The following is a 24,923-nucleotide window of genomic DNA, read 5'->3' as shown; positions in this document are numbered from 1 at the left end:
AGGGCAAGCCCTCGCTTCAACAGCTCAAACTCACGGCGACTGAGGACGACTTCAACGGAACCAATCTTCAACTTCGCCAATTCGCACCCCTCGTCAGGCTCCGTCATAGCCTCGGTAGAGGAACGACCAGACGTCAGATGCGATCTCATCAACAACAGTCGGGCTGAGGCCCGCCGCCCTAGCCGATTGCGCGATAGCTCCAACCGCCCCAACACGCTTGACCGTTACCCGCTTGAACTCCTCCACAACAACGTCCTTGAGGTCGCCTGTCATATCCCGCATGATCTCGGCAAAGTCGTTCTCGTTCTCCATGCTTCTCCCTTAGTGCTTGCTGTCCGCCCTATCTAGGACACTCCCCCATGAGCGTTCACCGATCTCCGCATCGGCCGGAATCAGGAGCCCTTGAACCTCGAACTCCATGAGCCTGGCTGCCTCCCTAGCCATCTCGGCCGCCTCCCTCTCTGGGAAGGAGAAGACGACTTCGTCATGGATCGGGAGTCTCATGTACGACCCGAATCCAGCCCGGTGTAGTCGGAGCAGCGCCCTGGCTGTGACATCCCTCGACCCGCTCTGTACGAAGTAGTTTTGAGCTGCGTACCAACGCCCCTTATCGACTGGTAGACGTCGACCTGTGGCCGTGTAGATGTGTCCCGTCTTCCTGGCCTCTCCAGACAGCCTCTTAGCAAGGGCCCCGACACCTGGATACGTTGCATTGAAAGCGTCGAGCGTCTTCCTGGCGGTCTGTTCGTCAACTCCCGCTTGCTGCACGAGGGCACGCCATCCACCTCCGTACACGGTCAGGAAGTTGGCCATTTTGCCAACCTTGCGGTTCACCCCCGCGGCATCAGCCGTGATCTGGTGAAGATCTAGGCCGTCACGGAACGCGCCCAACATCGTCCGGTCTCTACTGAACGCTGCCAGGTATCGAAGCTCCATGTTGCCGAAGTCGATAGAGCAGCTGACATGCCCTTCTTCAGCAAGCCACATGTGCCGTACGTAGCCTGAATCTGACGGGTAGGTCTGCGCTGGTACTGCCCCGGTGATACTCATCCGAGCCGTGCGGGCCTGGAGTGAATTGATCGAGGCATGTACCCGATCCCTGGAGTCCCTGCTCTGCAAGCCGGATTCGAACCATGTCTTACGCCACTTCAGTGCCTTTCGCGCTTTGATGACCAGGTCGGCGAGCGGGTGGCTGATGCCCGTCAGGACCTCGTCATCCATAGCCAACTGACCCTTGGGGGTCTTCTTGGTGAGACGGACTCCCAGAGCTTTGAATGCGTCAGCCAGTTGTGGATTGCTGTTGATGTTCTGTACGCCGTACCGCTTCGCACGGGCCTTGGCGTCCTCCTCCTGCTGCTTCAGGTCCGCCGAGCAGCGCTCGGCGTACTCGACATCGAGGAGGTAGCCGGTGCGCTCCATGAGCGCCGTCACATGGGCTAGCCGGTGCTCCCAGCCGATGAGCCCCTGCGCCCTGGAGCGGGCCGGTAGGAGGCGGTACAGGATCCGCAGGAGCCTGTATGCAAGGACAGGGTCCATGCCTGCGTACCGGTTGAAGTCCTCGTCTCGGATGTCCACCAGGCGCCAGATTCGAGCCTTGGTCGTCTTGTACTTGAGTGCCAACGCCCGCATGGAGCCCTTGACCTCGTCGGCCGTGGTCTCGCAGATGTAGTGCCTTGTCAGGTCTTCGAGGCTCAGGCCGGGCCCGCGCTCCAGAACCGACCGCGGGTCGACGAGGTGAGCGAGGATCCTGGTGTCCCACACCTTCGGAGCAAGGTCCTCCATCGGAATGCCTAGGCAGGCATCGACGACATGGAGGTCAAAGGTCGCATTGTGGGCCACCAGCAGATCAAGACCTAGGAGGGCCCGTCTCACTGCGTCGGCGAAGGCAGGCCCTTTCTCCACCGGAATGACATAGGCCTCGTGTGCGGTACCGAACTGGGCTAGCCTCAGCCGAAATTCACGGTCGACATTCCACCAGTCGAGCCCTGTCGTCTCCGTGTCGAACCCGGCAAGCTCGGTGTGTGAAATCCACTCCATGAACTCAGAGAGATCGCCCTCGGTCTCCACAACGTGAATGATGATCGGCTGTCCTCGCAGCCGATAGCTTATCTTCCTCAAGCCCCTCCTCTCATGAGAAGGGGGCCGAGTCCGACCCCGGCCCCCTCACCTCAATCAACAGCTAGGAGTGGCTACTTGACCCACTGAATGAAGTCACACCCGGATGGGTCCCTGTAGTCCGCTACCTTCTTGGCGCACTTGTAGGCACGGTTGGGGCCCGGATTGAACTTGTTCTGTCCCCACTCCGAATAGGCGCTTGGGAGGCCGCACTTACACATCGGTCCCTGGTTCGCATTGCCGCCCTGTGGCGCCGCGACAACGCGGCCGTTCTCGAAGGTCTTGGGTGCGACGGCTTGGGCTTGGGAGGGGGCGCCGCCTCCAGCAGCGTGCGTCTCGCGCATCTTGGACGCTGCCGCGGAGACGGCCGGAATCACCTGATGCTCTGCGAGCGCCTTGACTAGCTCGACTACGCGCTTGGCTACCTCGTCGGCAGTCGCGCCGTACACACGGGGCGTAAGCCACTCGGCCTCGAACCCAGCCGCCGCCTTGAGCGTGATGCCGATCATGAAGGGGTGGAGCGGTGGGGCAGCACCGGCCGGGGCCGTCGCGGCCTCTCCGGCTGGCTGCTGCTTGGCTTCGGTCTCACCCCACGGAGACGGGCCATCGAACGGGCTCTGATACGTCAAATCGGTCTCCTGTCTATCGACTGCGTATGTCTCGGTTCATCTGCCTTGCCAGGGCGTCCACGGCTCGATTCCCCGCCTTCCGCTCCGCGTCGTCGGCTGCCGGTAGGCCATAGACGTACCGGCGCATCAGGACTTCCTGCGCCGACTTCGGTAGCCGGGCAATAGCCTTCGTGGCGTCCAAGCGAGCCGTGACCACGTTGTCTGTGACTCGGCACTTCAGGAGGTCGTCACGTTGGCCGATGGCCCCCGACAGCTCCTCGTCGGTGTAGACGAACGTGCCGAGAACTGCGCGCGCTTCAGCGGGCGTGTAGTAGTAACGGTCATCTTCAACGTCCCGCGCGTCGCGCTCTCTTGAGGCGTACTGCCTCGCCGCGGTGCGGCAGAACTTCCAGAGGAAATCCTCGGTGTAGTTCTGCTCAATGAGTGGGCGGCGCTCGTAAGCGTGCAACAGGATTTCCTGCTTCACGTCGTCTTTCTCTACCACCGCCCATGCTGCTGCGGTAGAGCGGGCGACCTTGTCCGCGATCGAGGCCACGTACGCCCAGTCGATCTCAGTCACGGGCCGCTCCCTTGCGGACGAAGCGCCCGCCAGCATCCCGGGCGACACGGCCGTAGGCTTGGCCCTCGACGACGAACGAGCCGTCTCCTGCGATGTCCACGCAGTACGGAGCGACTTGAGCGTCATCGACGTACAGGAGGCCGATCCCGGCCTGCCAGTTGGCCACACCGCCAGGGCCTAGGTATCCGGCCTTGGAGGGCGCCATCAGGTGACCAACCTCCATGCCCCATCGGACAACACGCCGACCGCCCTCATAGCCTGTGCCAGACCGCACTACGCCCAGCCGATGCGTGTGCCCCATCACGACATTGACCCCCGCCTTGATGGCGTGGCGGAGCGCCGTCCTGCCCGCCTCCTGGCTGATGCCTTTCACTTCGTGCCCGTGGAGGAGAACGGTGTCAGGACCCACCGGATAGAATGGCGAGCAGAGATTCACACCGAATCCGTCAAAGTCGAGCAGGCGACTGAAGTGAAAATCTTCGGCATACTCGGCGAGGGCAGGCGCCTTAGCCGAGAGGTATGTACGGGGCCTGAGGTCGTGATTGCCTTCCAGGATCCCGAATGGCCCGTCATACACGTCCCTGATGGGACCTAGGAATACCCGCTTCGTCGTCTCCGAGTCTTGCTTTACCCGCTGCTCGTACTCACGACGTGTACCCTCGCTCCACCGGCTTGGCGTGTCGTAATCGTTGAGGTCACCGATTTGGTACAGCTCGTCAGGCTGATAGCTGCCGATGAAGTCGATGACGTTCTTCAGATACCGCGGATCGTGGTAGGGGATCTGTGTATCGCTGATGACTACAATTCGCCTCAAATGGTCTCCCCCGTCGTCTGCTGATAAGCCTCTCCCCAAGGCATGCCGCCGTCCTGAAGGCTTTGGACCTCGCAGAAGGTATCGAGGGTGATAGGGGACACTTCATCGAAAAGTCCTTTGAGCGCTCTACCAGCGCTTTCCCCCTCGTAGTATGCGAGGTCGTCGAGTCCGATCCCAATTCGGTGCAGGACGGAACCCACGAGGCACCCAGGACTGACACGTTCACCGGCCTCGTCGGTGTGGACGTAGAAGCAGGAATACGTTTCGGCTTCTGGCATGTGGTCCGGCTTCGCGTATTGCCGATCCGGAGATTCCTTCACCACACTGCGCAGCGTTTCAAGCAGAAGCTCGTCAGTGGCACTCAATGGCCGATCCTTTCCAATAGAGCCTCACGGCCTTCCTTGAGGAAGGTGGCATTACTGTCTCGGTCTCCGGGCATTTGGATGATCCGAGCGTTGGGCAGCTCTGCGGCGAGGGCGTCCATGAAATTCAGCCCAGGACCGTCTTCGGCGATGAGGTAGACCGTCCGGTACCCGCGGAGCGGAGGTGTCCAATAGGGCTGCCATGTGCCCGTGCCGGGCGCCCCCACAGCCGGAACCCCGGCCAGCGCCCATGTCATCGCGTCCAGCTCGCCCTCGACCACGACGACGTAGGGCGTGGGCTGGATCAGGGCCGCCGTGTTGTAGAGGCGGGGCGGGTCGCCGGGCGCGGTCATGTACTTGCCGTGACCCTGGTGGTGCTCCTTCTCGTCCTGGAGGACCAGGAGGCCGCTGTCAGGGCCCCGTACGCACTCGTCTGCGATGCAGCGGTATCGCACCGTGGCGACACCGTCCGCGCCTCCAGCCGGTCTCAGGTAGGGGATAGCCAGGTATCCGCGGTACCGCTCATGACCAGGTAGCGCCGAACCGACGTACCCCAGTCCGAACGCCGCCGCTACCTCGTCCAGGCCGCGGGCCTTGATGTACTCCTCCGCTGGGCTCCCCGGGTACATCTGGTGATACGTCTGAGCTGCTTCCACCGAATTCGCTATGTGCGCGTTCCTTGGCTTCAGCGAAAGAAACCCCCTCCTCTCTCATAATGACGTCGAATGAGTCCTCCGAAAGGTTGCATGCGAAGCAGTTCCAGCGGCTCGCGTCGACATTGACTGATGCAGACGGGTTTTCGTCAGCATGGAGGGGACAACAGACTTTCTGTCGTCCCCTCGTTGCCGTGATATTGATCCCGTAGTAGTGCGCCAGTACTCTACTTATCGGCGGTTTTGATGAGCTGTCGCTCACCATCAGGCCCTATCTTGTAGGTCGTCACCGGGAAGTCGTATTTGCGATAAGCGTTGATCCAGGTGTTGTGATCGCCCCGCCAGTACTTCGTGTGGGAGCTTCTACTCGTCTGCTCGCCCTCGCCCATCAGAGGGCCAGCCCTTCAGCCTTCCGCATCTCAGAAAACCGGAGCGTGCCCGTGAGGAGATAGCTCGGATCACCGTCGGCCGGGTAGAAAGCAGGCACGACGTCGTCCAGAGCCTTGCGGATGGCGTCAACGTGCTTTCGAGGGCTTCGCTCCACAGACCCGCCAACACGGCTGAGTATCGCGCGGAGGACGGCTACCTCCTCCATCGTGATAGCCATCTCTACACCGTCGGCTTCCTCAAGCTTCATGATCGTGGTGCGCTTGGCGTCAGCCATCATTTCTCCCTGTCTCAGGTGTATATCTCGGCTCGCCTAGGGCCTCCCAGGCGGGATATTTCTCCAGGTAGTCCGCGGCCCGGCGCAGGACATCGACACGGTCTCTCGCTCCGCGAGCAAGAAGGGTTGAATTACAGCGGGCGCAGAGCAGGCCGCGCACTGCATTCGTCTTGTGGCAGTGGTCGACCGCGAGATTTGTCCGGCGAGTTTCCCGGCAGATGGCACACCGGCCATCTTGGAACTTGAAGATCTGCGCATAGTCATCGACCGAAAGGCCGTATGTTCTGTGGACTCGCGCATCGCGAGCGGATTTCCGCTGCCTCGCTCTTCGACAGTCGAGACAGATCCTGCCCCGCGGAGTATAGAAACGCTCGGCTCGGTTTCTATCGCATCTGCTGCACTTCCTGTAGCCCTTTTTGGGTGGGCTCACTAGGCCGCTGCGCGGACGCGCGATTCAAGGCGGAGCTGATCCTTGAGTTCTTGGCTTGCATCGACCTGCATCCAGAGATCGAAAATCGGCAGGGCGACAGCCTCGCCTTCCACAGGGACGACTACAGCCGTCTTGACGCCCCCCGTTGCTGCCCCGATCAAGACCCGCCCGAGCTTGTACATATTCAGGGATCGCGCCTTCCCGATGTGGACAACGAGAGCCAGTCCGGCCGTGTCCACGCCCGACAAGTCGATCCCCTGAAAGCGCTCCGCGAGGTGAAATCCGAACTCCCGCTCAGCCACGAATCCCCCGCTGGCCATGCTCCGTACCTGCGTCATGCCGCCCCTCCCTGAGCTTCAAATGATTGAGTCGAACTCCGCCCCGTCCAGCTCTTCCAGCCTGAGGTTCCGGGGATTCAATCGAAAACTGGCAAACGTCCGTCCACTTGGATCTGCGAATCCTTCACGGTTCTTCACGGGGGACACGTTTAGAATGCGCCCGCCCATTCCGCCGTCCTCCTTGTGCATGGTCAAGATGAGCGATGGAACTCGCGTCACCTTCCCCTTGACTCCACTCAACGGAATAGGGCTCGTCCCGTCAGAATGCTCGCCTGTGGTGTGGTGCATGCCTTGGACATGAGCCCCTGTGGAGCGGCCCATATCTAGCAGGTATTCGCAGAGAGATTCCAACCCAAAGGTGTACGACTCTGCGTCTCCTGCACTGCCATAGTCCACATTGGTCAAATTGTCGACACAGACCAGATGTGGTGCGGTTCCATATATCTCCAGAAACCCGAGAAGGTCAAGCTCCATTTCGTCTGGCGTTGGTCGTGCCGAAAAGTTCAGCCTGACCCACCACCGTGCGCCGAGTTCCTTTTCGTAGGCTGAGACGTCATTCCCTAGGAGTGCCGATTTGACGTCCTTCACGTCATCGCCGGTGACGATGGCCGCCGCTCGTGAAATTTGAGTTGCCGCGCTGGAGTCAGCCGAGAAGTAGAGAACGGGGATCCCGCCAAGTAGAGCTAGATTGATAGCAAGCAGTGACTTGCCAGTGCCGGGACCGGCGACGAGTAGCGAGACCTCTCCTCGCCGGAACTCGACTTCGAGGCGGCTGAGTGCCTTGAGGGGGTTCGGCAAGGGCTCCCCCCCTGCCCCCTTGATATCCGTCGCCTGCATTAGCGTGTGCACGAACCCTACCCCCTTGCAGCATCACAACCTTGTGAGCAAAAAAAATTACCGATACCGGTTTGACGAGCACGCATGTGAGACGTCGCAAAAGCGGCACTCAAATCCTGCCTTCGCCGGAAAGTCACCGCGCTTTACGCCCTCATCCATTGCCCGAAACTTCTCACTAACCTTATGACCGGCCCCTTCGGAAATGTCAACTGCCCGAGACGGTTTCCCGGTCTTTGCCATGTACCAGTCCCCTCGGTTCACCTCCTCGCCCAGAGCAGCCCTGACTAGGGCCCCGTATGTGGCTAGCTGAAACTTTGACCTCGTGGTGCCTGTCTTGAGATCCCGGACATTCAGCGCCCCCGCCTCATCGGTGGTGAGCTGATCTATGTAGCCCTGGACGATGACCCCTCCGAGTGGCGCTGTCAAGTGCAATTCGATGGCAGGCACGCCGCGGGAGTCCCGCCATATCCCTGACTCCCGGCCAAGCGCCCACTCTACGTACGCCCGGGTCTGGGCCACCCCCAGGGCATAGCGGTCCTCAATGTCCTGCGTCCCTTCGCCCTTCGCCCTCAGCCAGTGCTCGGTGTCCGGCGTCCTGGAGAGAGCGGCGCGCGTGAGGTCCGTGTACGTCTCGCTGTAGACGTCCGCCACCTCCTCGCACGTCATTACGCGCTCACTGCGTTCATACGCCTCACATGCAGCGTGGAACGCGGTCCCTTGAATGGACCACGCGGCGGGCCGCGGGGGAATCCTCACAACGCGCCGAAGATAGAATCGGTAAGGGCACTTCTCGTACTGCTCGACTTGGCTAACGGACCGTGTCGCCGTCTCGATTCCCATGTTCCTCCACGCGTCTATTCCTGTAGGCAACCCGGATGCACTACATGCAGCGAAAAGCTTTCAGCCTGCGGAAGCCTGCTGTGCGGCTTGTTATAACGACTCGTCTTCACGATGCAAGTACGCCAGCCGGATCCCAGTCGCACCCCCAAGCACTCAAGAGCCTCCTCGTCGGCAGCTGTGAGAACTCCCCCTTCCACGACGATGAAGTACTCTCCGTCTTCGGTCTCTACTCTCTCGATGAACATCGTCTCCGATTCACCATAGAACGACGTAACCCAGCATCGAACGCCTCGAATCGAATTCAGAACCTCAGCTCTGGTCCGTGCCACTGCCACGGCCCCAGTCCCGCTCATGGTCATACCCCCCTGTGCACGGGGCCGAGCGGGGAGTGCTCGGCCCCTTCAGGTGTTGCACCAGAGACGGCGGCACCCTCCCCGGCGCCGTCCGCCACTTACCTCAGTCCGTCAGCCCCAATTCGCGTCGCCGGGTACGGCGACGCCTTCACCTGCGGGCGGCGGCGTGGGCACATCGACCACCGAAGCCGTCGAGGCCGGGGCGCCCCAGTTGGGGTCAGGGACCGCACCCTGGGCGGGAGCGAGCCCCACAACGGCTGCGGCCAGCAGGCCCCCCGCAGCGAGGCCCGCGAGGCAATGCCGGAGAGTGCGCTTGCGTCTCATCCTTGTCAACTCCTATTCGTCTAGTCCTGACGATGCGTGAGTCCCGGAACCGCGCCCCCGCGCGTGTCCGTCTCCCCCGGCGTGATGACCTGGCTATGAGCTGCCCCACCTGAAAGGGCGCCATTGGTAATCGCACAGCCGTACGAACACTCTAGTCACAGTGTGTAGGGACCTGGTACGCATCCGTGGTCTAGATCAGGTCATGTGTCATACCCATGAGGCAAGATCGGTCCTGGTGCACATGTGACCAGTGCACAAATGTGTAGGGGGCAGAGATGGACAAGCAGGACGGATCGAGGCACGCACACACCGGCTGGTCCCTCTCGCCAGAGGCCGAGGCCCTGGTGCCGCACCTTCTACGCGGGGCGATTCACCCCTCTGAGGTAGGCGCTCAGGAGCTGATAGACCTCCGTATCGCCGTCCGTGATCCGGTCAGTGGCCACTACGTCCTTAGCGACCTCCGGCACCTGGAGAACCGCCTCCGCACCGAGGAAGAGCGCGGCATCGCGGACCACCTTCATGCCTTGACTGGCCTTAACCGCTTCTTCGGCAGGCTCGCGCGTATCGCGGCCGAGGACGTACCGGGCATCACGCTTCTCACTCACCGACGCGAGGCGAACGCGGCCATCACGCAGGCCCTCGAAGGGGCGCGTCACTATATCTGGACGGCGCAGCCCCTCGACAGGAACACCGTCGACCTCCAAGCCTCCGCAGAGCGCGACATCGCGCTGCTTCGCGGTGGCATCCAGCAGCGCACGATCTACCCCGACAGCGCCCGAGGCCGTCTCGGCGAGCGCGAGTGGGCGCGCACAGTCAGCGAACACGGCGCAGAGGTGCGCACGATGGCAGCCGACTTCATCCGGATGGTCATCATTGATGGCTCGGTGGCGCTGGTATCGGACTACCGGAGCACGCCACCCGACCGGAACACCGCTTACCGGATCAGCCACCCCGGCATGCTCGCGTTCATCAATGTCGTCTTTCAGCAACAGTGGGACTTCGCAACGCCTTGGCTCGGTGAGGCCATCAGACCGCCGCGCGGCCGGATTACAACCGACCGGAGTGCAGAAATCCTCAGACGTCTCCTTGAAGGCCAAACCCTCAAGGCCATCAGTGCGGCAATGGATCTTTCTCTCTCCACGGTGAACAAGGAGATCAAGGTTCTCTATGAGAGGACTGGCTGTTCAACACTCTTTGAACTCGGATTCTGGTGGGCCACCTCGGAGGAACGAGGCCTCTACGCGTCACCCGATTCGCCAGAATCCTGATCCCATACCAGGACCCGCAATACGTCCTCGGTAAGACCTGCCTGCCCAGAGGGCCAGCGCACCACCAGGTTCCCATCTTCCTTGCGGCGTTCTCTGTATACGAAACCCTCAGCGTCGTCGAAATCGACAACGAAACCCTTCATAAGATTACGCTTAAAGACGCCGACTGCAAACTCGCCCCTAGGCGTGAGACGCCCCTCCAGCTTTTCTCTAATAAAGTAGCGCAAACCCGTGTAGGCAGCTTGATTATTTAGGCGCTTGACGTCATCTCGACCTGAAATATCCCACGGGAGATAGCGCGCAACGATAGAGCTGGCACCCTTAGCCCCTCTCCTTTGGATATTCATGGCAGCGAGCCGCTTGGTGACCGCTTGCTGTGTTACCCCATACATCCGAGCGATATCCGTATCGGAGTAATCTGCAAGACTCAGCTCAATAAGGGTTGAGTCATCGGGAAGGGTGTTCACGGTCAGACCTTTGCAACTAAGGGGGTCACGGCGTCCTCGCTGGTCAGCTCCAAGCCTCGCGGAGCCTAGCGCACCTACGCTTGCTCTCCACACGGGAGCACAACCCAAGCCTAGGTGTGACCTGCGTCTCACTCTCGACCTCCTCGTCCCTCTGCGCCGCCGAGGACACGTACGTACATATTGAAAGCAACAGCAAAGACAATGAAGTCTATCGACTCAGTCTTTACTGTTGATCTATCAAATAGAAGAATGTATTCCTCTTCCCTTAAGGGAAGTCGATCAATAATCAACTATCAAGAACGTCTCTGTTGATCTACCTGGTAGTACAGGTAGATGGTCCAGAGGGCGGCCCCGGCGCCAGATCAGTATCCGCCGGGGCCGCACTGACGATCGCGGCTCGGAGGTCACCATGCCACGAGCCGCACAGGTCTGCTACCAACATGGCTGCACGCAACGAGTCGCGTACCGAGGGCGATGTGCGGAGCACGCTCCTCCGGCCTGGGAGACCAGGAGCGCGAGAAACCAGACCCGTGACCGCGCCTGGGAACGGCACGTGCGGCCTCAGGCTCTGGTCCGCGACGGCTTCGCCTGCGTCCGCTGCGGGGCCCGTGAGGGCCTGGAGGTCGACCACATCACTCCTGTGGCCCGCGGAGGCAGCTCGACTCTCGACAACGCCCAGGTGCTGTGTCGGGACTGTCACCGTGCCAAGGGAATTGAGGATCGGAAGAAGTGATGCCCTCCTCAGGAGGGCTACGGCCCCTAGCTCAGTTGTGCAGAGCGCCGGAGTGAAATCCCGGAGGTCGGCGGTTCGAATCCGTCGGGGTCGACTGTGGGGTAGCTCCCCTATTCCTGAAACTCCCCCTGATCAGGGGATGGAGGGAATGCGCGTTTCGTCTAGTGGCATAGGACTCCTCCCTTTCCGGGAGGCGACACGGGTTCGAATCCCGTAACGCGCCTTGCGCAGGAGGTAGGGCATGGCCTGACAGTGACGGTGGAGAATCAGAGTCCGTCGCCTGCGCGTTCTGGTCGTAGCTCAGTAGGTAGAGCACTCGCTTTGGGAGCGAGAGGCCGCAAGTTCGAGACTTGCCGACCAGACCAACTCATCGGGCCTCACAGCAGTGAGGCCCTTCTTCATGCCCGGAACGGGGAGAGCAGTGGCGTACGACAACGAGCACCAAGACCAGGCCGACGAGCTACGCACGAGCACAGCCGCCAAGCCCACCAGGGCCCGTACCAAGAGGGCTTGGCACCAGGAGGCCGTGTTCGAGCTTGAGGACCTGGGCGACCTCGATGCGTACGAGGCCCTGCCAGAGGTGCGGCTGTGACCAGAGGGCCCGCGCCCAAGGACAACGCCGTACGCCGGAACCACCACCCCCACGCGCAGCAGCTCCCCGCCGAGCGTCAGCCCGGCCGGGAGCTGCCCAAAGCTCTCGGCATCAAGACGAGCGGAGCAAAGCGCTTCTGGAGGACCTGGAGCACAGCCCCTCAGACCGTGGCATGGACTGAGACCGACTGGGCCGAGTTGGAGCTGACGGCGAAGTTGGTCGACGCCTTCTTTCAGGGCGACCACAAGGTAGCGGGAGAGATCAGGCAGCGCACCGCCAAGTGGGGTGCGACGGTCGAGGACAGAAGCAGACTTCGTATGTCGATCGTCGAGCCGGACGAAATCCCTGGGAATGAGGCGCCGGCATCGGGGCCATCCGAATTTGACGAACCCGGTCCAGAAGAGGGCGGAAGCCTTGTCTCCGAAGCGGAGAGCTTCCTCAAAGCATTTGGGAACGGCTAGGTACCTCCCTATCGGCAAGGTGGTGACCTAGGATTCCTCAAACCGGAAACATACCTTCGAAAGCTCCTGAGCGGACTCTTGCTTGGGAGCTTCTTGCTTGGGCCGAGCGCTACATTGTTCAGCCAGACGGTGAACGGGCCGGAGAGGCCTGGCGGTTCACTGCCGAACAGATTCGCTTCCTCGCCCACTGGTTCGCCGTGGACGAGCGAGGGAGGTGGTGCTACTCCTCTGGTTCGCTTCGGCGTTCCAAGGGGTGGTTAGTGGGGCAAGAGCCCTCTCCTCGCCGCTCTCTGCATCATCGAGTTCCTAGGCCCATGCCGGTTCTCCCACTGGGCCCGTGAGGGAGAACGCTGCTATTCCTGCGAAGTGGCGGGCCAAGGCCCACGCCACGTCGGAACCGAGCTGCATCCGATAGGCAAGCGCGTCCCTCTCCCTCTGGTCAATTTGGCTGCTACGTCAATCGACCAGACTCGCAACGTTTTTGACGCGATCCGCGGCATGCTGGCCGAGTCTCCTGCTGAGCGTGAGTTTGATCTGGACATCGGCAAGACGATGGTTCAGTTCCGCTCCGGCAGGCCAGGGAAGATCGAGCCGGTTACGGCTTCGTCCCGCGGATTGGAAGGCGCCCGGCAGTCGTTTGTATGCCTGGACGAATCACATCATCTCGTCCCGAACAACCAGGGCGTACACGTCTATGAGGTGTTGGACAGAAATGTCCGCAAAACCTCCGGTGCTGGTTCTCGGCTTCTGGAGTCGACGAACGCTTTCAACCCCCTTGAGGAGTCGGTAGCTCAGCGGACTCACGAGGCCTTCACCAAGGGCACGCGAGGGCTGCTGTACGACTGCGTTGAGGCCTCTGCCGCAGAGCTTGACCTCACAGACACCGATGCAGTCCGCGCGGCCGTCGTGGAGGCCTACGCCGATTCGTACTGGGTCGACGTCGAGGGCATTGTCGAGGCGATCCAGGATCCTCGGACCCCGGCCCCAGTCGCCCACCGCTTCTACCTCAACCAAATCGCGGAGTCGTCAGACGGCTGGATGTCCAAGGCCGAGTGGGATGCCTGCCTCGACGAGGATGATCCGATCCAGGCCGGTGACTTGATAGCCGTGGGCTTCGACGGGTCGATCCGCGGGGACAGCACAGCCCTCGTCGGTGTCCGCCTACGGGATGCCAAGCTTTTCATCCTCGGACTCTGGGAGCGTCCTGAGAAGGCACCTGACGACTGGGAAGTTGACGTTCTCGCTGTCGAGGCTGCCATAGCCAAGGCCTTCAAGACGTACCGTGTTGCCTGGATGTACGCCGATCCCCCGTATTGGCAAGAGAACATCGGCCGCTGGTCAATCGAGCACGGTGAAGACACCGTCTTCGAGTTCTGGACGAACAAGCCTACCCGCATGGCCGCTGCCACTGAACGATTCCGTACCGCGGCCATGGTCGGCGATTTGAATCATGACGGAGACAGTCGCCTAACTCGGCACGTTCTCAATGCAGTTACTCGCGAAGTCCCTCAAGGGACTCTGATTACCAAGGACAGCCCGCGGAGCAAGCGGAAGATTGACGCGGCCGTGGCTGCTGTCATCGCTCTGGAGGCGCGAGCCGATGCCATCGCCGATGGGCGGATGCGTCAGCGTCGGAGCCGCGTCGTGGGCTTCTGAAAGGAGGCCCATTGGTCGTAAACCCAGGTGGCCAAGGACCCTATATTGGGAAACCCCAGACACCTCCGCAGTGGCTCATGCACTTGCACGGGAGACTTCAGGGGCCTCGCTCACCGGCCGCCCAGTACGTCAGGTACTACGAGGGCGAGCAACAGAAGTTGGCGTTCGCTCAGATGCGCTACCGCCACGCTTTCAGTGAGGTGTTCGCTCAGTGGCGAGACAACTTCTGCGGCATGATCGTGGACGCGTCTGCCGAGCGCCTGCACGTCGACTCGTTTCGTCTCCCGGATAACCCCGGCACCGACAATGACGCCCGTGCTTTCTGGCAGCGCAATTCCATGGATGCTCTCTCGGGCATGGTGCACCTCGACACACTGATTCGCGGATCGGCGTACGTGGCGGTGTGGGCTGATACCCAGGGCGAGCCCACCATCACGCCTGTGTCCTCCGAGCGCATGGCGGTCGTGTACAAGCCCGGCAGCCTCACTGAGCTAGAGGCCGCGGCGCTCTTCGAGCGGGACGACTGGGGCCGTCAGCGGGCAACGCTGTGGACCGAGCGATACGTCTACGAAGTGCCATGGGGTGCCACCGATTGGAACACCGGAGTCCTGTACCGGAATCCTCTCGGGGTCGTCCCGGTCGTGCCTTTCGAGACGAGGCCCCGTCTGCTGGCTGATCCTGTCTCGGACTTGGCCAATATCGTGCCGATTCAGGACGCGATCAACAAGACGGTGTCGGACGCACTCACGACTTCTGAAGCGGCGGCATTCCCTCAAAGGTGGGTTACCGGCCTGGACATCGTTGAGGATGCGCAGGGCAATCCTGTCGAGCCATTCGATGTCGGCGCTGACAAACTGTTGCAGGCCGAGGATCCCGGTGCGCGTTTCGGGTCCATGCCTGCCGCTGACCTGTCCAACTACGTTGATCTCACAGACATGTTGGTTCAGCACATGGCCAGCATCTCCAAAGTGCCATCCACCTATTTCCTGGTCAACAACGGCGCCTCTGCGCCGTCAGGTGAGTCGAATCTGTCAGCTGAGGCCGGGCTTATCGCTAAAGTCCGTCAGTTCATGACCCCGCTCGGTGAGAGTTGGGAACGTGTCATCCGCCTCTGTTTCGCGGTGAAGCATGACAGCCGCAAGGATGCTTTCGCCATGGAGACTCGTTGGAGAGATCCGGAGTACCGGACGGAAGCTCAGCACATTGATGCACTGCTGAAACAGAAGCAGTTGAACGTGCCTGAGGAAGTTCTGTGGGCTGAAGCGGGCTACTCCGCTACGCAGATTGAGAAGTTCCGTGCGATGCGTCTTGAGGATGCACGTGCAGCCGCGGAGATCCAGCGGCTGATGCCGCAACCGCAGTCGAGCCCCCCAACCATCAAGCCCCCGCAGGGTAATTCCGGGAACGGCAACCGGCGAATTCACGAACCTACTTAACCTTATGGAGTTGCTTTGTCCGAAGAGAATGAGAACGTACCGACCCCGCCGTCTGAGACGGCTCCGCCTGCTCCTCCGGCGCCCCCGGCTCCGTCCGCGCCTCCGGCGCCGCCAGCTCCTCCCCAGCCACTGACGTACGCCGAGCTGCTGGCCGAGCGTGACTCGTGGCAGCAGAAGGCCGCTGACGCTCAGGCCGCCCAGGCCTCCGCGGTCGAGACGGCGGCCACGGCCGCGCGTCAGGCCACGATGACTGAGCTGGGCCCGGAACTCCTGGATGCGGCGCTCCGCCTCAAGGCGAATGCCGAGGGTGTTGAGCTGCCCAACACTGAGTATCTGGATATCCGCAAGTTCACGGGCGAGGACGGCAGGCCGAAGGCGGAGGCTGTGGAGGCTTACGTGACGTCCCTGCCGAAGAGCCGCCCTGAGTTTCCTCAGCTTGGCGGCATGCAGGTCACCTACGAGGGCGGGCCGTCGCTTTCGAGCATGGACCCTGAGGCCCTGGCGGACCACATCGCGGGCAACTCCATTATCTGATCCCTCCCTTCCGTAGTAAGTGCCCCCTCTCGGGGGCTTTCCTTATGCCCTCTTGGAGGCTCGCCTATGGCTCCTGCTACGACGCACCACTTTAACCTTGATCCAGTTCAGGTAACTATTGCTGCGCTTGGTCTGCTTGATCGTCAGCTGACTCTCGGCGGTATCCCTGCCCGGTACAGCGAACTCAATTTTCGTGGCGGCATCGGTGACGTGATCAACGTCAACCGCGAAAGCCGTGGTATCCCCGTCCAGGCTTCTGGTATCTCGGCTCCGATCGAGAACCCGATCAAGGGGGACAAGACGAAGTTTGCTGCGGCTTCGGATCGCCCTCTTCCTGCGGCCGACCGTCGGCCGCCCAATGGCTTCATCAACGAGTCGCGATTCCCCGTTCAGTTGACGACCCTGGCCCAGAACGGCACGACGCTTTCGATGGAGCAGGTTGCCTTTGATCTGAAGCGTTTTGGCTCTCAGGTGCTGTCCAAGCTGACTCGCGGTTTCGCCGAGTACTTCGATGACACTACAGCGGCGTTCATCAAGGCCAGCGTGAACAGGGCTGGGCTGACTGCTGCTCAGAAAACCGCCATCGGCGGCGATATTGCGGTGACGATCCCCACTCAGGACGGCACTGCGGCAAACATGACTCAGCGGGCCCTCGGTATCCGTACGGCTCTCGTTGATGCACGGATGGCGCTGAACATTGCGGGCGTACCCGTGTCGGAGCGCTATCTTGTCTGTGGTCCCGAGGTTGAGGCGATCCTTCTCAAGGACCCCGAATTTGTGGCCGTGGATTACTCCGGCGATACCAACGCGCTTCGTCGGGCGACTGTTGGCACGATCTACACGTTCAGCATTGTGCCGCACAACTCGTTCGGTCTTGAGATGTACGTCTTCCACAAGTCCGCGATGCTGCTTGCTTCTGCCTGCCCCGCGATTCCTATGGGTGCAGTCACCGGCTCCGTCCAGGACATCAACGGCATTGCCACGCGGATGCTGATCGATTACGACTACGGCAAGAAGGCGGACACGGTCGGCCTCGACACCATGTACGGCCTCGCGACCGTCAAGGAAGACCCGGATTACTCAGTCCGCGGTACTGCGATCGGTGAGGCTTTCGTACGGGGCCTGAAGATCAGCATCACCGAGAAGGCGCCAACTGGATAAGGGGGGTGGGCATTCTGTCTCTAGCTACCCCTGATGATGTGGCGGCCCGATTGGGCCGCCCTCTCACGCCGGACGAGACGCCTAGGATCGTCGCCTTTCTCCAGGATGTGACCGGCCTTGCTGAGGACCACTGCGGGCGGGACTTGGTCCGGCGGGAGCGGCAGGAACTGACGCTGGTGCCTCAGGGCGAGTCCGCCCTACGAATCCCACACCGACATACGGCCTACCTGACCGTGAGCACCGTCCACCAGGACGGCCAGGCCCTCACGGACTGGACCCTCCGCGGGCGCCTCCTGGTGCGCGATGCCGGATGGGCCGGGCAGCTCGTCACCGTCACTGCCTCGTGGGGCTATCCCACTCCCCCGGCCTCCCTCACAGCCGTGGTCTGTGCCGAGGTCATGAGATGGCTCGCCGTCTCCCCCGGAGTCGAGAGGGAGCGTGTGGGAGAGGTCGAGGTGGCTTTCTCCGGCGCCAGCTCGGCGCAGTCCCTCGGCCCAGCCGCGAGGGCTGGGCTCAAGCCCTATCGCCGTCCCGGACTCGGCACGCTGACGCTCCGCAGGGCAGAGCCGTCATGTACTCGATGACGACGCCCGTGGAGGTCTGGCGGGCGCCAATGACGGAGACGGCCTACACCACGCGTCGGGACTGGGGCCAGGCCGTCAGGGTCTGGTCCGGCCGGGCCAGCGTCCAGCCCGCATCGACTCGTGAAGAGCCGTCTCCTGCACGGGACTTGTCCCAGGAGCGGCTGAGCGTATTCCTGCCCTTCTCCGCCGTTGTCGAGCACACAGACAGGCTTCTCATCGAGGGCCGGTGGTACGAGGTCGACGGCGAGCCTAAGCGACATTCGCAGACGTCTCGACGGCATACCCGACTCACGCTCTGGAGGTGTGCCCCATAACTCGTGTCCGAGTCGACATCAATGACGGCTGGGAAGACCAGGCCTTCCAGTCCAAGGACATGAGGCGCCTGGTAGCTCTTCACACACAGCGGATCAGGGCCGAGGCCATCAAGAAGGCACCGCGGAGGAAGCACGCAAGTCGCCAGTCCTGGACCTCAATTACACACAACATCGACGCGTACGTTCGCAGAGACCGCCAAGGCTGGTACGGAAACGTCATCGTCGAACAGAATCCGAAGGTCCGTCACGCGATGCTGCAAGACCAGGGATTCAGGAATACGAAGACCGGCCGACGGCATCCCGGTAGAAAGTTCCTCAAGGCCGCTCTGATGAAGTCGAGGATCCACTGAGAATCGACGTTATCGAAGGCCTCGTGGCCTATCTCAAGATTGTTCAGGGGGTCCCGAAAGATGCCCCGAAGGGCGACATGCAGCGCCACACCGTAGGCGATACCACTATCTATCTGGAGCACTCCGGCGGATTCCGAGTCATACGGGATCGGATGGACCGTTTCGATGTCGAGTACTCGGTGTACGCGCTCGACCGTAAGGCGTGCGTCGATCTGGCGATGGTCGTCCGTGAGGCCTTCCTTGAAGACCTTCCCTACACCGCCTCTGCGCCGCTCATGAACGTGCTGGACGTCGAGGAGATAGCGGCCCCCTCGTATTACCCAGCCGACGAGTCACGTGAGCACATGTACGGCGGCGAGGTCGCCGTCTATCTGACAGCTCCCGACTGACAACAACTTCCCTATGCCAGCCCCCTTGTGGGGCTTTTCTCATGCCCTCAGGAGGTCGCATGGCCAATGATCCGAAGAAGATTCGATTCGCCAAGAATGGCGCACTCTACGTAGCCCCTGCTCCTGTCGAGGGCGGCACTGGCGGGACCGTAGTGCCGACTGCCCTCGGTGACGGCAAGGCTCCGCCTGCGGGCTACAAGGCAATGGGGTACGCGGATGAGGGTGGCGTCACGCTCACGCCCGCAGTGGAGACTCAGCCGGTGAATGCGTGGCAAAGCTCCGTGCCGGTGCTCTACAACGTGACCAGTTCCAGTTTCTCCGTCAAGGCGACCCTCCTTGAGACGAATGAACTCACGACGGAAATGTTCTTCGGTTCGCAGTGGTACGAGGTCATGGACGCGGAGGCCAAGCCGACAGGCGTCTACCGACTCGACCTTGCTTCTACGCCGGAGTTCAGTGACATCAGCCTTGTCGTGGACTGGAATCAGGGAGCAATCCTGTATCGCTGCGTGATTCCACGAGTCACTATCTCCGACCGCGGCGCAATCCAGCTCAGCCGCACCGAGCCGGGCAAGTTCGAACTCACCATGGAGTCGTTGGACTTCAAGGGCCTGCTTGGGTACGTGCTCACGAACGATGACATTACGAAGGCTGCCTAAACCTCCGCCTCCCCCATTTCTTGCTGCCTCGCACTCAGCGGGGCTTTTTCTATGCCATCAGGAGCAGACATGAGCACGAGCGAGAAGACGGCCAAGAAGGCTGCGAAGAAGGCTGTTGCGGCTGAGGCCGCCAAGGCCGAGGCCATCGAGGGGCCTGTCTCCTTCGAGCACCGCGGCATCACCTTCGTGCTGCCGCACCCTCTGGATATGCCGATTGAGCTGCTGGAGACGGACGACGAGATCGAGGCCGTACGGCTGATGCTCGGTGATGAGCAGTGGCAGGCCTACAAGGCGACCAAGCCCAAGGTGCGCGACTTCGGCGCCCTCGTCGATGCCATCTCTGAGGCTCAGGGTGGAGACAACGAGTCGGGAAACTGATTGCAGTCGCCCACGCTGTCAGGACGTACAGCGCTGAACTCGAAGCGGACTTCTTGGAATTCTTCGGCGTTGACCTCCTGGACGTGTGGCGTGGGCGGCTCTCTCTACGTCGTGTCGGCGTGCTCATCAAGTCCCTGATGCGCAAGCCCGGTCGCTCTGCATTCCTGATGGCTGTCGATGAGCGGGCTGAGTGGGACGAGACGACGTATCTCCTCGCTCGATCCTCGGACGCCCTCGAACTCTCCAACTACCTCTTCCTCTCAGCCAACTTGAGCGACGAGGACAGGAACCAGATTGATCCGCCAGAGCCGATTACTCGCCCTGGCGCCACCGAACCCGAACAGAAGGCGCCAGTACCAGAAGACGAGTTCGCCACCGGCTCTGAACTCACGGACTTCTTTGGGCGCATGAACAGCCTCTAGGAGGTCCCATGGCTACTGAGGGCCGCATACCGATTCGGGTGGGCACAGGCCTCATCGAGGTCACTCCGAAGCTGTCTTCCAAGGACATGGCTAAGCTCCGTCGTGAACTCGTTTCAGAGCTTCAGAGAGTCGGCGCTGCCTCCGGCAAGGAGATAGCGAAGGCAGCGAAGAACGGCTTGGCACAGCTCCCGACCGAAGTCGCCAAGCAGGCGAAGAAGGGCACGAAGGCCGTCGAGGGCGCAGCCCTCGATTCCGAGAAGACTCTCAAACGGATCGAGAAGCGGCTCAGCCGGGAGTACGGGGATGAGGTCGCCGCGCGGTTCCGCGCCTTCCGTCAGGCTGAGGAGCGCAAGACAAGGCTCCTGGCTGAGACGTCCGCGGCGACTCGTCGAGCCCTCGCTCAGACCGTGCGGCAGGAGGAGCAGGGAGCCCGTGATCGGGAGCGTGCCGCGGAGCGCCTGGAGCGGGAGCGCATCCGCCTCCAGGAGCAGGCACGCAGGGCGCATGAGCGTGCGGAGCGGCAGCGCACGGCGGAGACGCAGCGGCAGGCGCGTCTTCAGGTCCAGGCCCAGCGCGAGGCTCTGCGGCAGCAGGTAGCCGCTCAGCGGGCAGCTACGCAGGCTCAGATAGCCGAGATCCGGCGCCAGGCCGCCGAGGAGCGCGCTCGGATCCACGACAGCATCAGACTTCAGCAGCAGCGCATTGCCGACTGGCGGAATCAGATCCGCGCCGCTCGTCGAGTCATCGCTGATACCGATTCGACCACGGCAACGTTCTTCTCCCGTGCTGGCTCCAGCATGAGGAGGGTCGGCACTTGGTTTGACCAAGTCGGGATGAGCATCAATGAAGCCGGGAACATCCTGACGACCCGTTTCCTGGCCCCTCTCGCAACTGCTGGAACTGCCCTTGCCACGCTGGGCGTTCAGAACGCAGATAAGCGTCTCCTCGGCCAGCTCGGCCTCAGTTCCGCAGGCGTCTCGAAGGACGTCTCTGCGGAGCAGATGAGGGCGATTCAGAACTACGCCATCAACACGCCGTACTCGATCGACGTCATGCACGAGTACCAAATGAAGCTGATTCGTTCGGTGGCGGGTGCTGACAAAAACTGGTTCAAGGGCGGGAACAAGAGGACAGGTGCGGCAGACAACGCCGCACGCAAGACAACTGACCTCATCATGGCTGTCGGTGACTCGATGGCCCGAGCGGGAAACCTGAATCCGGAGCAATTCCGTCGAGCCATGTACGCCATCGACATGATCATGGACATGGATCGGGCGCCGACGAGGAACGTCAAGCAGCTCGCCGCGGCGAGCGGTATGCCCGCATCGGAACTCGCTGCCCTTCTCGGCTTCCCGAATTCCCAGAAGATGTGGAAGGTCATTGGCACTCCTGCCTCCAAGGGCGGAGGCGTCAGCGGCACCCAGATCATGAACTCGCTGCTCAACTACTGGGATCCGGACAAGTACAAGGGCAGCAATAACCAGTCTGGCTCTGTCGGCTCTGCCGAGAAGATGACGTCTGAGACGATCACGGGCCGCATTCAGCAGATGAAGGAGCGCGCTCTCTTCGAGCTGGGCAACCTCTTCGTTGAAGAGGACGCTGGGGGGCAGTACAAATACACATCCCTCGGCGAGAAGTTGATGGGCCGCAAGGTCGCACAGTTCGACAACCGCGGCCGAGTCATCGGTGAAACCACAGAGGGCGGCCTCCTCAACACCGTTCAGGACATCGCCAAGAAGTACGCTCCGGATGTCGCGAGATTCCTTGAGTTCTTCCTCGATTCTCTTGGAAAGTTCGTCGAGACCATCGACGGCATTGCCGACCTGATCCGCAGCAATCCGGTCGTTACCGAGATGATCGGCGCCGTCGCTCGGTTCCTCGTGGAGTGGGGTCCGTTAATCCTTGCCGTCGGCCTCCTGTCCAAGGTCCTCGGCAAGGTCGTCGGCGTCTTCGGCCGTCTCCTCGCCCCTGCTGCTGCGCTGGTCCGCGGTACAGCACGTGCGGCCTCCGGCGCCCGGGACATGCGCTCTCAGCGTCAGGCCCGAGCTGCTGCACGGCAGACGGCGCAGAGCGCCGGACGGTCCCGTACGGAGGTCCGTCAGGCAGGCCGGGATGCCTACCGGCAGCAGCGCGCTCAGAACCGTAACGGGGATGGTCGTGGACCAGGCCGACGAGCTTGGGACGGCTTCCTGGGCCGTGACTCCAATCAGCAGGACCAGCGCCGTCAGATAAGGGAGCTGGAGGACCAGATCGAGGGCGCCCGCCAGGAGGCGGCGCGACTCCGTGACGAGTTGCGTGACGTCAACCGGGAGAGCATGCGGCAGATCGCCCAGGCCCTCGCCGGTGGCAATGGGTCCGTACAGGGAGCCGCTAATCAAGCTCAGAATGCTCTCAACCGTGCGCAGACACAGGCACGGCAGCTCAACAACGTCAGTCTCACCCAGGCAGATCGTGAGCTGACGCAAGCCAAGGAGAAGGCTGACCGGCTCACTGCCGCTCTCCGAAACGCTGGCAACGAGGTCAAGACGCTCGACAGTCGGAAGCTGGGCTCATTGCGTGCTCAGCAGATCGAGCCGACAACCAAGCGCGTCGAGGGCCTGAAGACGCAGACGAACCGCGCTGCTGACGCTGTACGGGCCCTCAACGGCAAGTCGTTGTCGGGACTGCGGAATCACTTCAAGGACACGACTGGTTCGGCCAATTCGACGACGAAGTCCGTGAAGAACACCTCTGAGGCCGTCAACACCCTCAAGGCGAAGTCCCTTCGACCTCTGCGCGAATGGTTCGACAGGGTCACGAGCGCCGCTAAGGCGGCTTCGAATGTAGTCGGCACCGCTGGCAACACCTCGACGCTGAACGGCCGTCTGAAGACCCTTTCAGACCGTTCTCTGACCAAGCTGAACAAGGCCGTCAAGTCCCTGGAGGGGAACCTCAAGGAGGCCAAGGGAGAGGCTCAGGGCCTCGACGCGGCGCTAGGGAATATCTCCAAGAAGTCCCCCGGTGGTGGAGGCGGAGGCAAGGGCCGCGGTCGGGGCAAGGGTGCGGCGCGTGGCGGCATTATGCGCACGTCTGACGTGACGAGCGTGCTGCCGGGCTATTCGCCATGGGTCGACAACATCCCCGCCGTCCTGTCCCCCGGTGAGGCTGTTCTTCGTCCTGAGGTGACCAACGCCATCGGCGAGGAGACCATCAATTCGTGGAACGCAATGGCGATCCGCGGCCGTATCTCGCGTCATGCTCGTGGTACGAGCGGTGGAGGCGGCAGGCTGAATCTGGATTCCATCAAGGAATTGATGGAGCTTCAGAACATCGCGCCTATTGGCAAGGCGATGACTCAGACGATGCGGATGGACAGCACGTCTGATCCTCTCGGCGGAGGCGTCCAGGGCGGCATTCTCGGCACGGGTGACGGCTCGGCCCGCTTCGGCGGCTCGGTGGCTGCCACTCGATTCCGAGGGATGTACGACTGGATCACTGAGGATGCCTTCTCGCTCCTCAAGCGCACGCCAACCCTGGTGGGCCAGGCTGCCGGAATCCTCGGCGGCTCGCTAGGCCCTGTCCTTGGAGAGTATTTCTGGGATGACGTGTGGCGGGGCAACGGAAACATCGTCCAGCGAGGCAACAGATTCCTTGGCCACGTCTTCAGCACTGAGACTCTGGGCAAGGTCTGGGAGAAGCTACTCGGCGGCATCAGGGACTCGGCCGGGGCCATCTGGGATTCGCTGACCAGCGACCCGACCGAGGTGTTTTCCAACGTCTTCGACGACATCAGTGACATCGTCTCAGGCTCGTACAACAACTTGATCGGCATGGTCGAGACGGTCAAGGATTTCAAAGAGTCACCGAGAGCCTACGCGGGTCGCGTGTACGACAATTTCATGTCGACTGCCCAAGAGTCGATGCCGAATACGAAGGGTTTGTTCGACTTCGATAAGGGCGCGAAAGCCAATGCCAAGATCCCATCTTTCGGTGGCGGCATGTCCGCACCTGGAGCCGGTAAGGGTGTTCAGCGTTGGAGGCCCGTGGCGGCTCGGGCTCTTACCGCCCTCGGACTTCCTAAGTCTGCCCTGTCGACGGTGATGCACCGGATCCAACTGGAGTCGGGCGGCAATCCGAACATCGTCAACCGATGGGATTCCAACTGGCAGGCAGGCCATCCAAGCGTTGGCCTCATGCAGGTGATCGGTCCGACGTTCGCTCGATACGCGGGACCGTTCCGCGGCACGAAACCCATCATGTACGGGGTCTCTACAGACCCAATGTCCAATATCTATGCGGGCCTCAACTATGCGAGAAGCCGGTACGGCTCCCGATGGCTTTCTGTTCTGGCAGGCAACACCGGCTACGCCAGCGGAACCATGTCCGCGTCTCCAGGCCTCGCCCTGGTGGGCGAACGGGGACCCGAACTCATCGACTTCGGCCGTGGTGGTCAGCGGGTCTTCACCAACGAGGAGACGACTGCTCTCCTGTCCGGTCGCCCCATCGAGATCCACGTACACGAGGCGAGGAACGAGCCGACTCCGCAGGCCGTCATGCGCGCTCTCCAGCAGGCTGAAGCCCTGTACTCGCCCCTATAGGAGGAGGTGGTTCCTTGCCCATAC

The 24,923-nt window shown here is 61.8% G+C and carries 27 protein-coding genes and 3 tRNA genes; 16 read left to right on the top strand and 14 right to left on the bottom strand.

All coding sequences use genetic code 11. From position 1 onward, the window contains the following. Window positions 1–93 precede the first annotated feature (93 nt). The 13 genes from QUY26_RS33090 to QUY26_RS33035 all read right to left on the bottom strand — a co-directional run bounded on the left by QUY26_RS33090 (window position 94) and on the right by QUY26_RS33035 (window position 8,241). The gene (locus QUY26_RS33090; protein WP_289953203.1) at window positions 94–312 is read right to left on the bottom strand and encodes a hypothetical protein; all 219 of its coding nucleotides are present in this window, start codon (window positions 310–312) and stop codon (window positions 94–96) included. Window positions 313–321: 9 nt separating this feature from the next. Then, on the bottom strand, window positions 322–2,118 hold the full coding sequence (locus tag QUY26_RS33085) for a DNA polymerase (RefSeq protein WP_289953202.1): 1,797 nt from the start codon (window positions 2,116–2,118) through the stop codon (window positions 322–324). Window positions 2,119–2,189: 71 nt separating this feature from the next. Next, on the bottom strand, window positions 2,190–2,744 hold the full coding sequence (locus QUY26_RS33080) for a hypothetical protein (protein WP_289953200.1): 555 nt from the start codon (window positions 2,742–2,744) through the stop codon (window positions 2,190–2,192). A gap of 13 nt (window positions 2,745–2,757) precedes the next feature. Further along, window positions 2,758–3,303 (bottom strand): hypothetical protein, encoded by a 546-nt coding sequence (locus tag QUY26_RS33075; RefSeq protein ID WP_289953199.1) that lies wholly within the window; start codon window positions 3,301–3,303, stop codon window positions 2,758–2,760. After that, on the bottom strand, window positions 3,296–4,117 hold the full coding sequence (locus QUY26_RS33070) for a metallophosphoesterase (protein WP_289953197.1): 822 nt from the start codon (window positions 4,115–4,117) through the stop codon (window positions 3,296–3,298). Before QUY26_RS33070 ends, QUY26_RS33075 begins: the two co-directional genes overlap by 8 nt. Then, window positions 4,114–4,482 (bottom strand): hypothetical protein, encoded by a 369-nt coding sequence (locus tag QUY26_RS33065; RefSeq protein WP_289953195.1) that lies wholly within the window; start codon window positions 4,480–4,482, stop codon window positions 4,114–4,116. The genes QUY26_RS33070 and QUY26_RS33065 overlap by 4 nt, the downstream gene beginning before the upstream one ends. Further along, window positions 4,479–5,108 carry a topoisomerase gene (locus tag QUY26_RS33060; RefSeq protein WP_354670728.1) on the bottom strand — a complete coding sequence of 210 codons (630 nt, stop codon included), beginning with the start codon at window positions 5,106–5,108 and terminating at the stop codon, window positions 4,479–4,481. The genes QUY26_RS33065 and QUY26_RS33060 overlap by 4 nt, the downstream gene beginning before the upstream one ends. Then, window positions 5,002–5,397, bottom strand: a complete 396-nt coding sequence (locus QUY26_RS41010; protein ID WP_354670727.1) for a CHC2 zinc finger domain-containing protein — start codon at window positions 5,395–5,397, stop codon at window positions 5,002–5,004. Before QUY26_RS41010 ends, QUY26_RS33060 begins: the two co-directional genes overlap by 107 nt. Before the next feature lie 123 nt (window positions 5,398–5,520). Further along, window positions 5,521–5,796 (bottom strand): hypothetical protein, encoded by a 276-nt coding sequence (locus QUY26_RS33055; protein ID WP_289953192.1) that lies wholly within the window; start codon window positions 5,794–5,796, stop codon window positions 5,521–5,523. Then, window positions 5,789–6,226, bottom strand: coding sequence for an endonuclease VII domain-containing protein (locus QUY26_RS33050; RefSeq protein WP_289953190.1), 438 nt, complete (start codon window positions 6,224–6,226; stop codon window positions 5,789–5,791). The genes QUY26_RS33055 and QUY26_RS33050 overlap by 8 nt, the downstream gene beginning before the upstream one ends. Continuing rightward, window positions 6,226–6,564, bottom strand: a complete 339-nt coding sequence (locus QUY26_RS33045; RefSeq protein WP_289953188.1) for a hypothetical protein — start codon at window positions 6,562–6,564, stop codon at window positions 6,226–6,228. Before QUY26_RS33045 ends, QUY26_RS33050 begins: the two co-directional genes overlap by 1 nt. 18 nt (window positions 6,565–6,582) lie before the next feature. After that, the gene (locus QUY26_RS33040) at window positions 6,583–7,362 is read right to left on the bottom strand and encodes an AAA family ATPase (RefSeq protein WP_289953187.1); all 780 of its coding nucleotides are present in this window, start codon (window positions 7,360–7,362) and stop codon (window positions 6,583–6,585) included. Between the two features lie 96 nt (window positions 7,363–7,458). Next, the gene (locus QUY26_RS33035; RefSeq protein ID WP_289953186.1) at window positions 7,459–8,241 is read right to left on the bottom strand and encodes a RecB family exonuclease; all 783 of its coding nucleotides are present in this window, start codon (window positions 8,239–8,241) and stop codon (window positions 7,459–7,461) included. A 952-nt stretch (window positions 8,242–9,193) separates the two neighbouring features. On the opposite strand from QUY26_RS33035, the gene QUY26_RS33030 reads away from it, so the two are divergent. Next, window positions 9,194–10,186 carry a LuxR C-terminal-related transcriptional regulator gene (locus QUY26_RS33030; RefSeq protein WP_289953185.1) on the top strand — a complete coding sequence of 331 codons (993 nt, stop codon included), beginning with the start codon at window positions 9,194–9,196 and terminating at the stop codon, window positions 10,184–10,186. On the opposite strand, the gene QUY26_RS33025 is transcribed toward QUY26_RS33030, so the two are convergent. Continuing rightward, window positions 10,156–10,653, bottom strand: a complete 498-nt coding sequence (locus QUY26_RS33025; protein ID WP_289953183.1) for a hypothetical protein — start codon at window positions 10,651–10,653, stop codon at window positions 10,156–10,158. The two genes, QUY26_RS33030 and QUY26_RS33025, sit on opposite strands and share 31 nt — an antisense overlap. A 409-nt stretch (window positions 10,654–11,062) precedes the next feature. On the opposite strand from QUY26_RS33025, the gene QUY26_RS41005 reads away from it, so the two are divergent. From QUY26_RS41005 to QUY26_RS32955, 15 genes are all read left to right on the top strand, one after another. Continuing rightward, window positions 11,063–11,386: an HNH endonuclease gene (locus QUY26_RS41005; RefSeq protein WP_354670726.1), complete on the top strand. Its 324-nt coding sequence runs from the start codon at window positions 11,063–11,065 to the stop codon at window positions 11,384–11,386. 20 nt (window positions 11,387–11,406) lie between these two features. Beyond that, window positions 11,407–11,480, top strand: a tRNA-Phe gene (locus QUY26_RS33020). Window positions 11,481–11,536: 56 nt separating this feature from the next. Continuing rightward, window positions 11,537–11,609 (top strand) — tRNA-Glu (locus QUY26_RS33015). A gap of 66 nt (window positions 11,610–11,675) precedes the next feature. Then, a tRNA-Pro gene (locus QUY26_RS33010) sits at window positions 11,676–11,751 on the top strand. A 56-nt stretch (window positions 11,752–11,807) separates the two neighbouring features. Then, a complete protein-coding gene (locus tag QUY26_RS33005) occupies window positions 11,808–11,978 on the top strand; it encodes a hypothetical protein (protein WP_289953182.1) in 171 nt (56 codons plus the stop codon). A 167-nt stretch (window positions 11,979–12,145) separates the two neighbouring features. Then, the gene (locus QUY26_RS33000) at window positions 12,146–12,439 is read left to right on the top strand and encodes a hypothetical protein (protein WP_289953179.1); all 294 of its coding nucleotides are present in this window, start codon (window positions 12,146–12,148) and stop codon (window positions 12,437–12,439) included. Window positions 12,440–12,937: 498 nt separating this feature from the next. Continuing rightward, window positions 12,938–14,095 carry a hypothetical protein gene (locus QUY26_RS32995; protein ID WP_289953178.1) on the top strand — a complete coding sequence of 386 codons (1,158 nt, stop codon included), beginning with the start codon at window positions 12,938–12,940 and terminating at the stop codon, window positions 14,093–14,095. 77 nt (window positions 14,096–14,172) lie between these two features. Beyond that, a complete protein-coding gene (locus QUY26_RS32990; RefSeq protein ID WP_289953176.1) occupies window positions 14,173–15,531 on the top strand; it encodes a phage portal protein in 1,359 nt (452 codons plus the stop codon). 15 nt (window positions 15,532–15,546) lie between these two features. Next, window positions 15,547–16,065: a hypothetical protein gene (locus tag QUY26_RS32985; protein WP_289953175.1), complete on the top strand. Its 519-nt coding sequence runs from the start codon at window positions 15,547–15,549 to the stop codon at window positions 16,063–16,065. Between the two features lie 66 nt (window positions 16,066–16,131). After that, window positions 16,132–17,226 (top strand): hypothetical protein, encoded by a 1,095-nt coding sequence (locus tag QUY26_RS32980; protein ID WP_289953173.1) that lies wholly within the window; start codon window positions 16,132–16,134, stop codon window positions 17,224–17,226. Window positions 17,227–18,497: 1,271 nt separating this feature from the next. Continuing rightward, entirely contained in the window at window positions 18,498–18,863 is a 366-nt protein-coding gene (locus QUY26_RS32975) for a hypothetical protein (protein ID WP_289953171.1), read from the top strand. Between the two features lie 59 nt (window positions 18,864–18,922). Further along, the gene (locus tag QUY26_RS32970; protein ID WP_289953170.1) at window positions 18,923–19,522 is read left to right on the top strand and encodes a hypothetical protein; all 600 of its coding nucleotides are present in this window, start codon (window positions 18,923–18,925) and stop codon (window positions 19,520–19,522) included. Window positions 19,523–19,591: 69 nt separating this feature from the next. After that, the gene (locus QUY26_RS32965) at window positions 19,592–19,900 is read left to right on the top strand and encodes a hypothetical protein (protein WP_289953168.1); all 309 of its coding nucleotides are present in this window, start codon (window positions 19,592–19,594) and stop codon (window positions 19,898–19,900) included. Window positions 19,901–19,953: 53 nt separating this feature from the next. Continuing rightward, window positions 19,954–20,322 carry a hypothetical protein gene (locus tag QUY26_RS32960; RefSeq protein ID WP_289953167.1) on the top strand — a complete coding sequence of 123 codons (369 nt, stop codon included), beginning with the start codon at window positions 19,954–19,956 and terminating at the stop codon, window positions 20,320–20,322. 8 nt (window positions 20,323–20,330) lie between these two features. Beyond that, window positions 20,331–24,899 carry a transglycosylase SLT domain-containing protein gene (locus QUY26_RS32955; RefSeq protein WP_289953165.1) on the top strand — a complete coding sequence of 1,523 codons (4,569 nt, stop codon included), beginning with the start codon at window positions 20,331–20,333 and terminating at the stop codon, window positions 24,897–24,899. The last annotated feature ends 24 nt before the right edge of the window (window positions 24,900–24,923 follow it).

It is taken from the genome of Streptomyces flavofungini (assembly GCF_030388665.1).
Taxonomy (GTDB): domain Bacteria; phylum Actinomycetota; class Actinomycetes; order Streptomycetales; family Streptomycetaceae; genus Streptomyces; species Streptomyces flavofungini_A.
The sequence above is the reverse complement of the archived record's forward strand: the minus strand, read 5'-3'. Positions and strand labels throughout refer to the sequence as shown.

Excerpts from the sequence above, each read along its gene's own strand:
- QUY26_RS33090 (WP_289953203.1), bottom strand. The coding sequence starts at position 312 with ATGGAGAACGAGAACGACTTTGCCGAGATCATGCGGGATATGACAGGC.
- QUY26_RS33060 (WP_354670728.1), bottom strand. The coding sequence starts at position 5,108 with ATGTACCCGGGGAGCCCAGCGGAGGAGTACATCAAGGCCCGCGGCCTG.
- QUY26_RS41010 (WP_354670727.1), bottom strand. The coding sequence starts at position 5,397 with ATGGTGAGCGACAGCTCATCAAAACCGCCGATAAGTAGAGTACTGGCG.
- QUY26_RS33055 (WP_289953192.1), bottom strand. The coding sequence starts at position 5,796 with ATGGCTGACGCCAAGCGCACCACGATCATGAAGCTTGAGGAAGCCGAC.
- QUY26_RS33045 (WP_289953188.1), bottom strand. The coding sequence starts at position 6,564 with ATGACGCAGGTACGGAGCATGGCCAGCGGGGGATTCGTGGCTGAGCGG.
- QUY26_RS33035 (WP_289953186.1), bottom strand. The coding sequence starts at position 8,241 with ATGGGAATCGAGACGGCGACACGGTCCGTTAGCCAAGTCGAGCAGTAC.
- QUY26_RS33030 (WP_289953185.1), top strand. The coding sequence starts at position 9,194 with ATGGACAAGCAGGACGGATCGAGGCACGCACACACCGGCTGGTCCCTC.
- QUY26_RS41005 (WP_354670726.1), top strand. The coding sequence starts at position 11,063 with ATGCCACGAGCCGCACAGGTCTGCTACCAACATGGCTGCACGCAACGA.
- QUY26_RS32995 (WP_289953178.1), top strand. The coding sequence starts at position 12,938 with ATGCTGGCCGAGTCTCCTGCTGAGCGTGAGTTTGATCTGGACATCGGC.
- QUY26_RS32990 (WP_289953176.1), top strand. The coding sequence starts at position 14,173 with ATGCACTTGCACGGGAGACTTCAGGGGCCTCGCTCACCGGCCGCCCAG.
- QUY26_RS32980 (WP_289953173.1), top strand. The coding sequence starts at position 16,132 with ATGGCTCCTGCTACGACGCACCACTTTAACCTTGATCCAGTTCAGGTA.
- QUY26_RS32970 (WP_289953170.1), top strand. The coding sequence starts at position 18,923 with ATGGCCAATGATCCGAAGAAGATTCGATTCGCCAAGAATGGCGCACTC.
- QUY26_RS32965 (WP_289953168.1), top strand. The coding sequence starts at position 19,592 with ATGAGCACGAGCGAGAAGACGGCCAAGAAGGCTGCGAAGAAGGCTGTT.
- QUY26_RS32955 (WP_289953165.1), top strand. The coding sequence starts at position 20,331 with ATGGCTACTGAGGGCCGCATACCGATTCGGGTGGGCACAGGCCTCATC.